This is a genomic window from Nonomuraea sp. H19, from assembly GCF_052068215.1.
Classification (GTDB): domain Bacteria; phylum Actinomycetota; class Actinomycetes; order Streptosporangiales; family Streptosporangiaceae; genus Nonomuraea.
The window spans coordinates 289,602-304,582 of the sequence record NZ_JBQHCV010000007.1 but is presented as its reverse complement, the minus strand read 5'-3'; the positions used below and the strand labels follow the sequence as shown (position 1 = coordinate 304,582).

Annotated in this window: 12 protein-coding genes; 8 read left to right on the top strand and 4 right to left on the bottom strand. The window is 71.7% G+C overall.

The features are described from left to right. The first annotated feature begins 29 nt into the window (after positions 1-29). The 4 genes from mtnA to scpA all read left to right on the top strand — a co-directional run bounded on the left by mtnA (position 30) and on the right by scpA (position 6,044). On the top strand, positions 30-968 hold the full coding sequence (mtnA, locus tag ACTMTI_RS17830) for an S-methyl-5-thioribose-1-phosphate isomerase (RefSeq protein WP_441121489.1): 939 nt from the start codon (positions 30-32) through the stop codon (positions 966-968). Positions 969-1,049: 81 nt separating this feature from the next. Then, entirely contained in the window at positions 1,050-1,817 is a 768-nt protein-coding gene (locus ACTMTI_RS17825) for a peptidoglycan recognition protein family protein (RefSeq protein ID WP_441121488.1), read from the top strand. Between the two features lie 244 nt (positions 1,818-2,061). Next, complete coding sequence (locus tag ACTMTI_RS17820) at positions 2,062-3,894, top strand: methylmalonyl-CoA mutase subunit beta (RefSeq protein WP_441121487.1); 1,833 nt, start codon at positions 2,062-2,064, stop codon at positions 3,892-3,894. Beyond that, positions 3,891-6,044 (top strand): methylmalonyl-CoA mutase, encoded by a 2,154-nt coding sequence (gene scpA / locus ACTMTI_RS17815; RefSeq protein WP_441121486.1) that lies wholly within the window; start codon positions 3,891-3,893, stop codon positions 6,042-6,044. Before ACTMTI_RS17820 ends, scpA begins: the two co-directional genes overlap by 4 nt. Here the strand turns inward: scpA and ACTMTI_RS17810 are convergent. After that, on the bottom strand, positions 6,022-7,911 hold the full coding sequence (locus ACTMTI_RS17810; protein ID WP_441121485.1) for a protein kinase domain-containing protein: 1,890 nt from the start codon (positions 7,909-7,911) through the stop codon (positions 6,022-6,024). The two genes, scpA and ACTMTI_RS17810, sit on opposite strands and share 23 nt — an antisense overlap. A 101-nt stretch (positions 7,912-8,012) precedes the next feature. Between ACTMTI_RS17810 and meaB the strand changes: the two genes are divergently transcribed. Next, entirely contained in the window at positions 8,013-8,981 is a 969-nt protein-coding gene (meaB, locus tag ACTMTI_RS17805; RefSeq protein WP_441121647.1) for a methylmalonyl Co-A mutase-associated GTPase MeaB, read from the top strand. A 126-nt stretch (positions 8,982-9,107) separates the two neighbouring features. Here meaB and ACTMTI_RS17800 read toward each other — a convergent pair whose 3' ends face one another. Beyond that, a complete protein-coding gene (locus ACTMTI_RS17800; RefSeq protein ID WP_441121484.1) occupies positions 9,108-10,865 on the bottom strand; it encodes an AMP-dependent synthetase/ligase in 1,758 nt (585 codons plus the stop codon). A gap of 50 nt (positions 10,866-10,915) precedes the next feature. Further along, entirely contained in the window at positions 10,916-11,092 is a 177-nt protein-coding gene (locus ACTMTI_RS17795; RefSeq protein WP_441121483.1) for a hypothetical protein, read from the bottom strand. Positions 11,093-11,117: 25 nt separating this feature from the next. Between ACTMTI_RS17795 and ACTMTI_RS17790 the strand changes: the two genes are divergently transcribed. The 3 genes from ACTMTI_RS17790 to ACTMTI_RS17780 all read left to right on the top strand — a co-directional run bounded on the left by ACTMTI_RS17790 (position 11,118) and on the right by ACTMTI_RS17780 (position 14,639). Continuing rightward, positions 11,118-11,639, top strand: a complete 522-nt coding sequence (locus tag ACTMTI_RS17790; RefSeq protein ID WP_441121481.1) for a CGNR zinc finger domain-containing protein — start codon at positions 11,118-11,120, stop codon at positions 11,637-11,639. A 243-nt stretch (positions 11,640-11,882) separates the two neighbouring features. After that, positions 11,883-13,601 (top strand): ABC-F family ATP-binding cassette domain-containing protein, encoded by a 1,719-nt coding sequence (locus ACTMTI_RS17785; RefSeq protein WP_441121479.1) that lies wholly within the window; start codon positions 11,883-11,885, stop codon positions 13,599-13,601. A 93-nt stretch (positions 13,602-13,694) separates the two neighbouring features. After that, complete coding sequence (locus ACTMTI_RS17780) at positions 13,695-14,639, top strand: hypothetical protein (protein ID WP_441121478.1); 945 nt, start codon at positions 13,695-13,697, stop codon at positions 14,637-14,639. 71 nt (positions 14,640-14,710) lie between these two features. On the opposite strand, the gene ACTMTI_RS17775 is transcribed toward ACTMTI_RS17780, so the two are convergent. Further along, the gene (locus ACTMTI_RS17775; protein WP_441121477.1) at positions 14,711-14,980 is read right to left on the bottom strand and encodes a zf-TFIIB domain-containing protein; all 270 of its coding nucleotides are present in this window, start codon (positions 14,978-14,980) and stop codon (positions 14,711-14,713) included. Position 14,981: the final 1 nt, after the last annotated feature.

The following is a 14,981-nucleotide window of genomic DNA, read 5'->3' as shown; positions in this document are numbered from 1 at the left end:
GAATGGGCTCGTAAGTTAGCGTTTGTCCTGTGAGGACCATTGACTGGGTCGACGGCGCCGTCGAGCTCGTGGACCAGACGCTGTTACCGGACAAGTGCGTGATGCTGCGCATCCACGGCGTCGATGAGCTCATCGACGCCATCAAGAGGCTGGCGGTGCGCGGCGCGCCCGCGCTCGGCGTGGCGGGCGCGTTCGGTGTCGTGCTGTCCGGCGGCGACCCCGCCCAGATCGCCAGGCTCCGCGCCGCCCGGCCGACCGCCGTCAACCTCGCCTGGGGCGTCGAGCGGGCCGTCGCCCGGCTGCCCGAGGGCCCCGAGGCCGTGCTGGCCGCCGCGCTGCGCGTGCGCGACGACGACATCGCCGCCTGCAAGGCCATGGGGGAGCGCGGCGCCGACCTGCTGGAAGGCGACCGGCTGCGCATCATGACCGTGTGCAACACCGGCGGGCTCGCCGCCGTCGAACGCGGCACCGCGCTCGGCGTCGTGCAGACGCTGCACGAGCGCGGGCGGCTGGCCGAGGTGCTCGCGCTGGAGACCCGCCCGCTGCTGCAGGGCGCCCGGCTCACCACCTGGGAACTGGCCAGGATGGGGGCGCCGCACCAGCTCATCGCCGACTCGGCGGGGCCGTACCTGCTGGCCAAGGGCGAGGTGGACGCGGTGCTCATCGGCGCCGACCGGATCGCCGCCAACGGCGACACCGCCAACAAGATCGGCTCGTACGCGCTCGCGCTCGGCGCCGAACGCGCCGGGGTGCCGTTCGTGGTGGTCGCGCCCGAGTCCACCATCGACCACAACACCCCGACGGGTGAGCACATCACGATCGAGGACAGGGGCGCCGACGAGATCGTCTCGATCAGGGGCGTGCGGCTGGCGCCCGAGGGGACGCAGGCGCTCAATCCGGCGTTCGACATGACGCCGCACGATCTGATCACGGCGATTGTGACGGACAAAAGAGTGATCCGCCCGTAGGCCAAATCACTCATCTTCGGGACCCGTCTGCTTTGCGCGCGTTACGCTCAGTGGTCCCGACCATGACCTTCGGAGCTCACCGTGGCCATTGACCTGGTGTTACGGCGCGACTGGAACGCTCGTTCGCCGCGCGGCGACTACACCCAGCTTGACTCCACCAAAGGGGTGAAAGTCCATTACACGGGCGGCAGAGTCGACCCCGGCATCGTCTCCGACCACGACGACTGCGTGGCCCTGGTGCGGACCATCCAGGGCTATCACATGGACGGCAACGGCTGGATCGACATCGGCTACTCCTTTGTCGCGTGTCCGCACAGGAAGGTGTTCGAGGGGCGCGGGCTGCACCACCTGCCCGCCGCGAACGGCCCCGGACTCAACGCGGGCCACTACGCCGTGCTCGGGCTGGTCGGCAACGCGGGGCTGGTGCAGCCGCCCGACGGGATGCTGCACGCGATCCTCGACGCGGTCCAGCACGTACGCGACCGCGGCCGCGCCGGCAAGGAGATCAAGGGGCACCGCGACGGGTACTCCACCGACTGCCCCGGCGACCCCCTCTACGCCTGGATAGGCCGCGGCGCGCCGCGGCCCGGCGGGACCCAGCCGCCGGCGCCGGCCACGCCGCCGTTCCCCGGGCGGTTGCTGAAGTACCCGCCGGTCATGCGCGGCGAGGACGTGCGCACCTGGCAGGCCCAGATGCGCAGGCGCGGCTGGGACCTGGCCGTGGACGGCGCGTACGGCAGCCAGTCGCGCGACGTGTGCCGCGGGTTCCAGCGCGAGCAGGGCGTCGACGACGACGGGATCGTGGGTCCGGTCACGTGGCGGCTGGCCTGGGAAGCGCCCGCCTCTTGATAGGGGGTGACCCGGGGTTAACGGCCCCGAGGCGCTCCGCCTACTATCCGAACGTGACCTTTGCGTCCCTCGAAGGGAGCGGCTGCCGCTTCCACGCCGGCGTGCTGCGTACTGTGCGGTTTGGGGGCGGCCCGTACGGTCATGCTCTGAATGAGCGCCACCGGGCGGCATCGACGAGAACCGAAGGGAGGGAGCGCGGACACTCCCGCCGGCCGGATCGGGCGGTTCACTCCGCGCACACCTGATGGAGCTGGCAGCGGGGTTCGCGCCCGTCACGCGCGACGACTGGCGGGCGCTGGCCGTCGAGGTCCTGCGCAAGTCCGGGGTGGAGGCGGGCTCGCCGGAGGAGGCGCTGTCCGGCGCGACCTACGACGGGCTGACGATCACGCCCCTCTACGACCTGGACGACCTGCCCGGCGATCCGGGACTGCCCGGGTCGGCGCCGTACGTTCGCGGCACGCGTACCGTTCCCGGCTGGGACGTCCGGCAGCGGCACGCCGTGCCCGACCCCGACGCCGTGCTGGCCGACCTGGAGAGCGGCGTCACCTCGCTCTGGCTGGTCGTCGGGCCGGACGCGATCCCGGTGGGCGCGCTGGAGACCGTGCTCAAGGACGTCTACCTCGACCTGGCGCCCGTCGTGCTGGAGGCCGGAGAGCTGGCGCGGGAGGCCGCCGAGGTCCTGTTCGCGCGGGGCGGCGCGGTGAGCGGCAACCTGGGGGCCTCCGGGGCCGACGGGGTGGAGCTGGCGCTGCGCTGCGTCGCCGAGTTTCCGGGGCTGCGGGCGGTCACCGTGGACGCGACGCCGTACCACGACGCGGGCGGCAGCGACGCCGAGGAACTGGGCTGCTCGATCGCGGGAGGCGTCGCCGAGCTGCGGGCGCTCACCGGGGGCGGGCTCTCCGTGGAGCAAGCGCTAGGGCAGATCGAGTTCCGGTACGCCGCCACCGCCGACCAGTTCGCCACGATCGCCAAGCTGCGGGCCGCCCGCCGGCTGTGGGCCAGGGTCGCCGAGGTGTGCGGCGCGGCCGAGCACGGCGGGCAGCGGCAGCACGCGGTGACCGGCTCGGCCATGATGACCGCGCGCGACCCCTGGGTGAACATGCTGCGCACCACCCTGGCCTGCTTCGCCGCCGGGGTGGGCGGGGCACAGGCGGTCACCGTGCAGCCGTTCGACGCCTGCCTGGGACTGCCCGACGCGTTCTCCCGCCGCATCGCCCGCAACACGCAGTCGCTGCTGCTGGAGGAGGCGGGGGCAGGGCGGGTGATCGACCCCGCGGGCGGCTCCTGGTACGTCGAGAGGCGTACAGCCGAGCTCGCCGAGCGGGCGTGGGCCTGGTTCCAGGAGATCGAGGCGGGCGGAGGCATCGACGCGGCCGCCGGGCTGGTGTCCGCGCGGATCGCCGCCACCCGGGCCCGCCGCGACGACGACATCGCCCACCGCCGCTTCCCGATCACGGGCGTGAGCGAATTCCCCGACGTCAACGAGAAGCGCCTCCGTCCGCCGACCACCGCCCAGCCCACGCCCTCCGCCCCCACCGGGAGCTCTCCTGCGCCCGGCGCGTCGGCCGCGCCCGCCGGTGTGCCGGCGTCGCCGGTGGGTGTGGCGCCGGGCGATGCCGACCTGCCGGGCGCGGCCGAGGCCGGGTTGCCGAAGGTGCGGTATGCGGAGGCGTTCGAGGAGTTGCGCGATCTCGCCGACGCCCAGCCCGAACGGCCCACAGTCTTCCTGGCCACCATCGGCCCCATCGCCGCCCACACCGCCCGCGCCGCGTTCGCCGCCAACCTGTTCCAGGCAGGCGGCCTGGCCACCGAATCCGCCGGCCCGGGCACCGACCCCGAGCAGATCGCCACCGCCTTCGCCGTCAGCGGCACCACCGTCGCCTGCCTGTGCTCGAGCGACAAGCTGTACGCCCAGCACGCCGCCGCCGTCGCCGCCGCGCTGCGCAAGGCGGGGGCCAAGAGGGTGTGGCTGGCGGGGAAGGGCCACTACGACGGCGTGGACGCCAACCTGTACGCGGGTTGCGACGCGCTGCACGTGCTCCGCACGACCTTCGACGACCTGGAGGTGACCCGATGATCCCGGACTTCTCCGGCATCCCGCTCAGCGGCCTGCCCGAGCAGGGGACGCAGGAGCCGAAGCCCGAGGGAGAGCTCTGGGAGACGCCCGAGGGCATCGGCGTCAAGCCGCTCTACACCGCCCAGGACCTCGAAGGGCTCGACTTCCTGCGCACGTATCCGGGCGCGGCGCCGTACCTGCGCGGCCCGTACCCGACCATGTACGTCAACCAGCCCTGGACCATCCGCCAGTACGCCGGCTTCTCCACGGCCGAGGACTCCAACGCCTTCTACCGGCGCAACCTCGCCGCCGGGCAGAAGGGCCTGTCGGTGGCCTTCGACCTGGCCACGCACCGCGGGTACGACTCCGACCACCCGCGCGTGGCCGGCGACGTGGGCATGGCCGGGGTGGCGATCGACTCGATCTACGACATGCGGCAGCTGTTCGATGGGATCCCGCTCGACCGGATGTCGGTGTCGATGACCATGAACGGCGCCGTGCTGCCGGTCCTCGCGCTGTACATCGTGGCGGCCGAGGAGCAGGGCGTCGCGCCGGAGCAGCTCGCCGGGACCATCCAGAACGACATCCTCAAAGAGTTCATGGTCCGCAACACCTACATTTATCCCCCGACACCGTCGATGCGGATTATTTCGGATATTTTTGCTTATACGAGTGAGAAAATGCCGAAATTCAATTCCATTAGTATTTCCGGCTACCACATCCAGGAAGCCGGGGCGACGTGCGACCTGGAGCTGGCCTACACGCTCGCCGACGGCGTCGAATACCTGCGGGCCGGGATCGCGGCGGGGATGGACATCGACCGGTTCGCGCCCCGGCTGTCGTTCTTCTGGTGCATCGGCATGAACTTCTTCATGGAGGTCGCCAAGCTGCGCGCCGCCCGGCTGTTGTGGGCGAAGCTCGTTTCCGGATTTAACGCGAAAAATCCGAAATCTCTTAGCCTTCGTACGCACTGCCAGACCTCCGGCTGGTCGCTGACCGCGCAGGACGTGTTCAACAACGTGGCCCGCACGTGCGTCGAAGCCATGGCCGCCACCCAGGGCCACACCCAGTCGCTGCACACCAACGCCCTCGACGAGGCGCTCGCCCTGCCCACCGACTTCTCCGCGCGCATCGCCCGCAACACCCAGCTCCTCCTGCAGCAGGAGTCGGGCACCACCCGCCCGATCGACCCCTGGGGCGGCTCCTACTACGTCGAGCGCCTCACCCACGACCTCGCCGAACGCGCCTGGTCCCACATCGAGGAGGTCGAGGCCGCGGGCGGCATGGCCAAGGCCATCGAGGCCGGGCTGCCCAAGCTCCGCATCGAGGAGGCGGCGGCCCGTACCCAGGCCCGCATCGACTCCGGGCGGCAGCCCGTGATCGGCGTGAACAAGTACCGCGCCGACAGCGACGAGGTCGTCGAGGTCCTCAAGGTCGACAACAGCGCGGTACGCGCCCAGCAGCTCGACAAGCTGGCCAGGCTCCGGGCCGAACGCGACGACGCGGCCGTCCGGCACGCCCTCGACGCGCTCACCAAGGCCGCCGCCCACCCCGCGCCGGGTCTGGACGACAACCTGCTCAAGCTGGCCGTGGACGCCGCCCGCGCCAAGGCCACGGTGGGTGAGATCTCCGACGCGCTCGAGCGGGTGTTCGGCCGGCACGTCGAGCAGGTACGTACCATCTCAGGGGTGTATCGCGACGAGTCAGGCCCGGTCGCCACCATCGAACGCGTCCGCCAGGCCTGCGCCGACTTCGCGCGGGACGAGGGCCGCCGCCCGCGCATCCTGGTGGCCAAGATGGGCCAGGACGGCCACGACCGCGGCCAGAAGGTGATCGCCACCGCCTTCGCCGACCTGGGCTTCGACGTGGACGTCGGCCCGCTGTTCCAGACCCCTGAGGAGGTCGCCAGGCAGGCGGTCGAGGCCGACGTGCACATCGTGGGCGTCTCCTCGCTGGCCGCCGGGCACCTCACGCTGGTGCCCGCGCTGCGCAAGGCGCTGGCCGGCCTCGACGCCGAGGACATCATGATCGTGGTGGGCGGCGTCATCCCGCCCGGCGACCACGACGAGCTGCGGGCCGCGGGTGCCGCCGCGATCTTCCCGCCCGGCACCGTGATCGCCGACGCCGCCCTCGACCTGCTCGACCAGCTCAGAGCCCATCACACAACGTGACCGAGATCGACCGCTGGACGGCGACGGGCGAGGTGATCCGCAGCGTGACCGTGTGGGCGCCCGCGCCCGTGAGGTTGCGCGGCGAGGCCAGGTAGCGTTGGCCGTTCTCGGAGATGGCCGCCGAGCGGCGGCTCACGGTGACGCCGTCGATGATCCAGGCGTAGCCGAAGGTCACCGAGGCGCCCGTCCGCGTCACCAGCGCCTGGAGCGTCACCTCGCCGCCGGCCCAGCAGTCGCCGTTCCTGGTGCCGCCCGCCCGCAGGGAGGCGACCCTGAGCCGACCGGCGGCGGACGTGCTGCCCTCGGTGGGCACGATGCTCGGCGTGCCCTCCGACTGCGGGGTCGGCCTGGCGGTACGGGTCCGCCTGGGCCGCTGCGTCGGCGTCGTGGCCGCCTCGGAGGTCGGTGCGCCCGTCACCGTCACGGTCTCGGCCTTGGGAGTGGGCGTGGTGGGGGTGAGCCACACGATGGCACCGGCCAGCGCCAGCACCGACACGGCTGAGATGACGGCGATCAGCACGGTCTTCATCCGCCGGCGGCCGGAACGCGCCGCCGGAGCCCGCTTGCCGGCGGACGGCTCGCCCGCGACCAGGACGTCGACCAGCGCCGAACGCTCGGCCGGCATCGGCACCCCCGCAGGCGGCTCACCGGCTCCCGGCCCGTCGGCGGAGTGCCCGAGCGAGGCCGAGTGCTCGGCCGTGATCAGCCGCTTGTCCGGAGCCGGGTGCCCAGGGCCGGCCGGCCGCCCGGCCGAGGCCGCGCGTCCGGAAGCGGCCGGGCGGTCGGTTGCGGCGGGGTGCCCGGAGGCGGCGGGTTGTTCGCCCGTGACAGGGCGCCTGCCCGAAGCCGGGTGCTCGGTTGCGGCCGCGCGCCTGAAGGCGGCCGGGTGCTCGGTTGCGGCGGGGTGCCCGGAGGCGGCGGGTTGTTCGCCCGTGACAGGGCGCCTGCCCGAAGCCGGGTGCCCGGCAGGGGCTGAGGGCTGGTCCGGGGCCAAAGGCAGCTCGACCGGGGCCGCGAGCGGGAACGAAGCCGAGGCGGGGCTCTGGCGCGCATCGGAGAGCCGGCGCGAGCCCGCCGTGTCCTGCTGCTCGCCGCCGATCAGCCGCAGCAGCACGTCGCGCATCGCGGGCCGGGCGGCGGGATCCTTGGCCAGGCAGGGCGGCACGACCTCGCGTAACGGCCGCGGCAGGTCCCCGAGCTCCGGCTCCTCGCGGAGGATGCGGTTGATCACCGCCGCCAGTGAGCCGTCGCCGAACGGCGGCACGCCCGTGGCCGCGAACACCATCACCGACGCCCACGCGAACACGTCCGCCGGCGTCCCCGCCGCCTGCCCCGCGACCTGCTCGGGAGCCATGTACGCGGGCGTGCCGACGACGTTGCCGGTCCCGCTCAGACCCGAGCCGAACGCCCGCGCGATGCCGAAGTCGACGACCCGCGCCCCGTCCGGCCCGAGCACCACGTTCGCCGGCTTGAGATTCAGGTGGACGACGCCGGCCTGGTGGAGGGCGTCCAGAGCGGTCGCGGTCGCCACGGCGAGCCGCTGCAGCTCCGCCCCGCCGACCCGGCCCGCCCGCTGCAGCGAGGGCCCGTCCACGTACTCGGCCACGATGTACGGCCTGCCGCTGGCCGACGCGTCGAGCACCTGCGCGAGGCAGAACGGCTCGACCCGGCGCGCGGCGGCGATCTCCCTGGTGAGGCGATCGCCCCCCGCCAGTCCCTCATGCAACACCTTGACGGCCACGGGCGTCCCGTTGCGCGCCTGGCCGAGGTAGACGACACCATGGCCGCCCGCGCCGAGCCGCCCGACCAGCCGGTAGGGTCCCACCGCTGCCGGGTCGCCCTCGCGGAGGGATTCGACGTTGGGCATGAGGGGAGTCACTCCTGTGACAGCTGAGAAGAGAACTCCAGCACCCTACTGGCAAAAGTCAAAACTTGTCAGAAGTTAGCCTGAGTAAACGGCAGAAAGGGGTGTGCCGGGTGCACTCGCTGAAGGACTACGCGCGCGGCGTACGCGCGGGCTCGCGTACGTGGATCGCCCGCGCGATCACGTTGGTCGAGTCGACCAGGCCCGACCACATGGCCCTCGCGCAGCGCCTGCTCGTCGAGCTCACCCCGCTCTCCGGCCAGGCGCGCCGGGTCGGCGTCTCCGGCGTCCCCGGGGTGGGCAAGTCCACCTTCATCGACTCGCTCGGCACGCTCCTGACCGGGCAGGGCCACCGGGTCGCGGTGCTGGCCGTGGACCCCTCGTCCACCAGGACGGGCGGCAGCATCCTCGGCGACAAGACCCGCATGGCCCGCCTGGCGGTGGACCCGGCCGCGTTCATCCGCCCGTCGCCGACCTCCGGCACCCTGGGCGGCGTCACCAAGGCGACCAGGGAGGCCATGGTCGTGGTGGAGGCGGCCGGCTTCGACGTCGTCCTGGTCGAGACCGTGGGCGTCGGGCAGTCGGAGACCGCGGTGGCCGACATGGTGGACACGTTCCTGCTGCTCACCCTGGCCCGTACCGGCGATCAGCTGCAGGGCATCAAGAAGGGCGTGCTGGAGCTGGCCGACGTCATCGCGGTCAACAAGGCCGACGGCGAGCACCAGCTGCCGGCCAAGAAGGCGGCACGCGAGCTGGCCGGCGCGCTGCGCATGCTCCGCTCGGACTCCGCCCCGCCGCCCGTGCTCACCTGCAGCGGCCTCACCGGCGACGGCCTGGACCGGCTCTGGCGGCACGTGCTGGCCCATGAGGAGTCACTCGACCTGGCCGCCAAGCGCCGTGCCCAGCAGGTGCAGTGGACCTGGACCCTGGTCCGCGAGCGGCTGCTGGCCGAGCTGCGCAACGACCCCGAGGTGGCCGCGATCAGCGAGGAGGTGGAGCGCGAGGTGCTGGCCGGCTCCCTCACGCCCGCGCTGGCGGCCGACCGGCTCTTGTCCGCCTTCAAACGCCCCTGACAGCGTCCACCCGGCAACCGGATAGCAGCCGCCGGGCGAACGGCCGGCCGGTCGTGGCCGCCCCTGGCGCCGAGCCAGTCGAGGAACGCGTCCTCGATGGATGCGTACCGGCACCCTAGGCTGGACCTACCCGTCGTAGAAGGAGTCCAGGGTCTTGCCGTGGCGTTCCTCGACCGCCTTGCGCTTGATCTTCAGGCTGGGCGTCAGCTCGCCGGTCTCCACGGCGAAGTCGTCCGCCAGGATCGCGAACTTCTTCACCGTGGCGTAGCCGGCCTGGTCCGCGTTGACCTCATTGATCGCCTTCTCGATCTCCGCGCGCATGCGCGGGTGCTCGCGCAGCTCCTCCGGGTCGGTGGGCAGCGACTCGGCCTGCGCCCACGGCCTGACCACGTCCATGTCGAGCGTGACCAGGGCCGTGCAGTAGTTGCGCCGGTCGCCGTGCACGAACACGTGCGACACGTACGGGCAGGCCGCCTTGATCCGGCCCTCCAGGTACGTCGGCGCGACGTACTTGCCGCCCGAGGTCTTGATCAGCTCCTTCTTGCGGTCGGTGATGACCAGCCGTCCGGCCGAGTCCAGCTCGCCGATGTCGCCCGTGTGCAGCCAGCCGTCCTCCAGCGCCGCCGCCGTCTCATCCGGCAGGTTGTGGTAGCCGCGCATGATGCCGCGCCCGCCGATCAGGATCTCGCCGTCCTCGGCGATGCGGACCCCGGTGCCCGGCAGCGGCGGCCCGACCGTGCCGAACTTCACCGACTCCGGCCGGTTGAAGAAGCTGCCCGCCGACGACTCGGTCAGGCCGTAGCCCTCCAGGATGGTCAGGCCGGCCGCGTCGAAGAACTCGGCGATCTCCAGGGACAGCGGGGCCGCGCCGGAGACGAAGTAGCGGATCCGGCCGCCGAACCGGTCGCGGAGCTTGGCGAAGACCAGACGGTCGGCGAGGGCGTACTCGATGCGGGTGGTGAGCGGGATCGTCGCGCCCGCCTGGCGCGCCTTGCTGACCCGGATGCCGGTCGCACGGGCCCAGTTGAAGATCTTCAGCTTGACGCCGCCCTCGCGCCGCACGGTGGCGGCGACCGTGTTGTGGATCTTCTCGAAGATGCGCGGCGCGGCCGCCATGATCGTCGGCTTGAGCACCCCGAGGTTGTCGGCGATCTTGTCGAGGCGGCCGTCGATCGCGGTCGGCACCCCGATCTCGATCATCACCACTTCCAGCAGCTTGCCAAACGAGTGGGACAGCGGCAGCCACAGGAAGTGCAGGTCGGCCTCGGAGATCAGGCCGATTTCGCGGACGGCGCCGGCGGCGTAGAGCCAGTTGTCGTGGGTCAGCTCCACGCCCTTGGGCCGGCCGGTGGTGCCGGAGGTGTAGATGAGCGTGGCCAGGTCGTCCTGGGCGATGGCGTCCACCATCGCGTCGTAGTCGCCCTCTCCGCCGCTCACCGAGTCGAGGGTGACCACCCAGCCGTCGTCGCCGGGCGTGCCGTCGATGACCACAACGTGCGTGACGCCGGGCAGTTCCTTCCGCACGGACCTGATCTTGGCGACCTGGTCGTCGTTCTCGGCGATGACGATCGTGCTGCCGGAGTCGGTGATGACGAAGGCGGCCTCGGCGGCCGTGTTGGACGGGTAGATCGTGGTCGTGGCCGCTCCCGTGGCCAGCACGGCCAGGTCGGTCAGGATCCACTCGAGCCTGGTGGAGCACAGGATGGACACCCGCGTGCCGGGTCCGGCGCCGAGTTCCGCCAGGCCCAGCGCCAGCCCGCGCACTCGCTCGCCCACCTCCCGCCATGACATCGATGACCAGCCGCCGGTTGAGGGCACTCGGTACGCCTCGGCGTCTGGGGTCGCCGCGATCCGGTCGCGTAGCAGGGCGGGAATGCTCGACATGCCTGGCCTCCTGGACGGTGTTGAGCAGACTCTAAGGCGACAGGGCCGGGTCAGTCGATGGCCGTGATCGACCGCGCGTGCGCCGGGGTCGCGGTGGCGACCAGATGGGCGGTGCGCATCTCCCAGGCGCCGCAGGCGCAGCGAAGGTAGGAGACCAGCCCTTCGGAGGTGTGGTGTGAGGAGACGACGGTCAGGGAGAAGGGATCGTGCAGATCGCTGGAGTGCATGTCTCCAGCCTGATGTAATGGCCTTATGCATTTCAACGCTTACGGCGGCAACGGGGCGGCCCTCGCGGCGGCGCTGGTCAACGCGACGGACTTCAGCGCGCCCGCGGTCGAGGCGATGCTGATCGAGCACCGCCTCCTGCGCACCGCCATCACCGCCGGACAGGCCGGCGAACTGCAGGTGTGGGCGCGCCGGCTCGACCCGGTGTTCGGTGAGCTCGACCAGGACGTCCAGATCAAGCTGATCAACGAGCTGCTCGACGTCACCGCGGCCAAGCCGTACATCAGCGCGCACGACGGCCGCGAGCCCCACCTGCACTTCTACTCCCCGGACGCCGACATCGTCGCCAGGGCCAAGGACACCACCGCGGGCGGCCTGGCCATGGCCATGTCGTTTTCCGGCGGCCAGCGACTCGGGCGGTGCGACAGGGACGGGTGCGAGATCGTCTACGTGGACACCTCGCGCAACGGGCGGCGCCGGTTCTGCTCGCTGGCCTGCGCGAACAGGGTCAACGTCGCGGCGCACCGGGCCAGGCACCTTGTCAGATGATCTGCGCGTCGCATAGGCTTTCACACGTCCTATCGCCGAGCAGTGGGGGCAGTTGACGTGAGGATCTGAGGTCGCGGGCACCGCGCCGTTCCGCCCTGTCATGGGCATGCGCGCACACCTGGACCTCTGGGGACCTCTTCGCCCCTCCTTGCCGAGTTCGGCTTGTGCTCCCGTGTGTCGCGTGCATCTGCGGTGATTCCCGCCAAGTCACGAAATTTCGATTTTTGTGATGGGAGCCGCCTTATGTCTTTTTCCATTGTCGTCGATCACGTGTCCTTCGGCTGGCCCGACGGCACCACCGTGCTCGACGCGCTCGACGCCGCCTTCCCCGCCGGGCGTACCGGCCTCATCGGGGTCAACGGGTCGGGCAAGTCCACCCTGCTGAAGATCATGGCGCGGGAGCTGGTCCCGCAGTCCGGGTCGGTCTCCGTCTCGGGGGAGGTGGGCTACCTGCCGCAGAACGTCCCGCTCGCGGCCGCCCGTACCGTCTCAGACCTGCTGGAGATCAGCGGGAAGCGGGCGGCGCTGCACGCCATCGAGAGCGGCGACGTGGCGGAGGAGCACTTCACCGCCATCGGGGACGACTGGGACGTCGAGGAGCGGGCGCGGGCCGAGCTCGACCGGCTCGGGCTGGCCCACATCGGGCTGGACCGCACGGTCGGCACGCTGTCCGGCGGTGAGACCATCATGGTCGCGCTGGCCGCCCAGCTGCTGAAACGGCCCGACGTGCTGCTGCTCGACGAGCCCACGAACAACCTCGACCTCGACGCGCGGGAGCGGCTCTACGCGGCCGTGTCCGCCTGGCAAGGAGTGCTGGTCGTGGTGAGCCACGACCGGTCGCTGCTCGAGCTCGTCGACCAGGTCGCCGAGCTGCGCGACGGCGTGGTGCGCATGTACGGCGGCAATCTCCTCGACTACGAGGAGCAGGTCGCGACCGAGCAGGAGTCCGCCATGCGCACGGTGCGCACCGCGGAGGGCGACGTGCGACGGCAGCAGCGGGAGCTGATCGAGGCCAGAATCAAGATCGACAGGAACATCCGCGCCGGCAAGAAGGCGGCCTCCAGCGTGCCGAAGATCGTCGCGGGCGCCCTCAAGCGGAAGGCGCAGGTGACCGCGGGAAAGCAGCGCACCTTGCACCTGGAGAAGCTGGAGGAGGCCCGGGGGCGGCTGAACGAGGCCGAGCAGGCCGTGCGCGACGACGCGGAGATCCGCATCGAGCTGCCGGGCACCGAGGTGCCCGCCGGCCGCACGGTCCTGACCCTCCCGCTCGACCCGCCACCGGCCCGGAATACCGGTCTCCAGGAGCCCGGCCCCGCCCACGCGGACCCGTCCCAAGGCGCGGACCCGTCCCAAGGCGCGGCCACACCGCAGGGGGCGGCCCCACCACCGGGTGCGCCTCAGCCCCAAGGCGAGAGCGATGAGCCGGCGGCGCGGATGGCGGTGCTGGAGACGCTGGTCATCCGGGGGCCGGAGCGGATCGCGTTGCTCGGGCCGAACGGCTCGGGCAAGACGACGCTGCTCAAGCGGATCGCCGAGCACGGCGCCCACGTGCCGGTCCGCTACCTGCCGCAGCGGCTCGACCTGCTGGACGACGCGCTGAGCGTGGTGGACAACGTACGCGCCGTGGCGCCCTCCGCCTCGGTCAACGAGGTACGGGGCCGCCTGGCGCGCTTCCTGTTCAGGGGCGAGCGGGTCAACCAGGCCGTCGGCACGCTGTCGGGCGGCGAGCGTTTCCGCGCCACGCTGGCCGCGCTGCTGTCGGCGGAGCCGCCGCCGCAGTTGCTCCTGCTCGACGAGCCGACCAACAACCTCGACATGCCCAGCGTCCGCCAGCTCGCGCAGGCGCTGTCGGCGTATCGGGGGGCGCTCGTCGTGGCCGGCCACGACCTGCCGTTCCTGGAGACCATCGGCATCACCCGCTGGCTGCGGCAGGATCGGGAACGGGGCCTTACCGAATCATGATCGACGGGCTCTGATTGACGGACAGGGATCAACCGGGCGATAGTGTGGCAGGTGGCTGCACCCCGGTTGATCTCCTGCGTTCTCGCATCAGCAGTGCTCACACTCAGCGCGTGTTCCTCGCCCGCGCCGTTGCCCACGGGTGGCGAGTCCAAGGTCAGCGGCGTGGCCGGTGGCAAGGGCGGCGCACCCGCCACCGATGGCGGCACAGCGGCCGGCAGCAGTCCGAGCCCGAGCGCCCTGACGCCCGAGGCGTACAAGAGCGAGCTCGGCAGCCGTCACAAGGCGATGTCGGCGGCGATCAAGGCGATGGTGGCCGCGCGCGGCGTCAAGTCGCTGGACCAGCGGGTCGCCCGCGCCGAGGAGGCGCTGAGCGGCGCGGCCGACGCGCTGGCCGGGCTCGCCCCGCCCGACGCCGTACGCGCCCAGCACGAGGCGTACGTGACCAGCCTGCGCAACTTCGCCACCGATCTGGCCACCACGGCCGGCAAGGTCGGCGCCAGGGACCTGTGCACGCCGTCGGCCGTGCTCACCGACCTCGACGACAAGCTGGCCGCGCTCGACGAGGCCGGCGAGGCCCTGCAGAGCGCCGGCGACTTCCCCGCCGACGTCGTCGACGTCAAGGCCGGGCGCAAGCAGACCAGGCGGCTCGGCAACGGCTCGTTCATCCTCAAGAGCACGCTCAACGGCCGCAGCTCGCTGGAGATCAACAACGGCGCCACGCGCGACGCCGTGGTCACCGTCATGAAGGGCAGCAGCAAGGCGCTCAGCGTCTACGTGCGCAAGAAGGCGAAGTTCAAGATCAGAGGCGTGCGGGACGGCAACTACAAGATCTATTTCACCCACGGCGTGGACTGGGACGGCAAGAGCAAGGCGTTCACCCGCGAGTGCAGCTTCGAGCGCTTCCAGAAGACGGTGAAGTTCAAGACCACCTTCACCGCGACGCAGATCCTCTGGCACGACTGGCGGATCACGCTGCACGCGATCTCGGGCGGCAACGCCCGGACCTCGCCCGTGGACCCGGACGACTTCCCCGGCTGAGCCGCCTGCCCGCTTCCGGCGGGCGCGGTTCGGGCCGCGCACCAGTGTCCTGATGCGCGGCCCTTTCCGAGTCAGGTCGAGAACAGCATGCCCACCCAGCTGCGCTGGCGGTGGTGACCGTAGTGGCCGCCGTGGCCGCCGTGGCCGCCGTGCGGCGCGCCCCAGGCCGGACCGGGGGCGGGCGGCGGCGGGGGAGCCGCGTGGTACTGCGTCTCCATCCTGGTCAGGGTCTCCAGCTCACCGTAGTCCAGGAAGATCCCACGGCAGTTGTCGCACTGTTCGATGTGGACGCCGTTGCGCTCATAGGTCCGCATGTTCCCGCGGCACTTAGGGCACTGCATC

Coding starts and splice junctions, on each gene's coding strand:
- ACTMTI_RS17820 (WP_441121487.1), top strand. CDS start 2,062: ATGGAGCTGGCAGCGGGGTTCGCGCCCGTCACGCGCGACGACTGGCGG.
- scpA (WP_441121486.1), top strand. CDS start 3,891: ATGATCCCGGACTTCTCCGGCATCCCGCTCAGCGGCCTGCCCGAGCAG.
- ACTMTI_RS17810 (WP_441121485.1), bottom strand. CDS start 7,911: ATGCCCAACGTCGAATCCCTCCGCGAGGGCGACCCGGCAGCGGTGGGA.
- ACTMTI_RS17800 (WP_441121484.1), bottom strand. CDS start 10,865: ATGTCGAGCATTCCCGCCCTGCTACGCGACCGGATCGCGGCGACCCCA.
- ACTMTI_RS17795 (WP_441121483.1), bottom strand. CDS start 11,092: ATGCACTCCAGCGATCTGCACGATCCCTTCTCCCTGACCGTCGTCTCC.
- ACTMTI_RS17790 (WP_441121481.1), top strand. CDS start 11,118: ATGCATTTCAACGCTTACGGCGGCAACGGGGCGGCCCTCGCGGCGGCG.
- ACTMTI_RS17785 (WP_441121479.1), top strand. CDS start 11,883: ATGTCTTTTTCCATTGTCGTCGATCACGTGTCCTTCGGCTGGCCCGAC.
- ACTMTI_RS17775 (WP_441121477.1), bottom strand. CDS start 14,980: ATGCAGTGCCCTAAGTGCCGCGGGAACATGCGGACCTATGAGCGCAAC.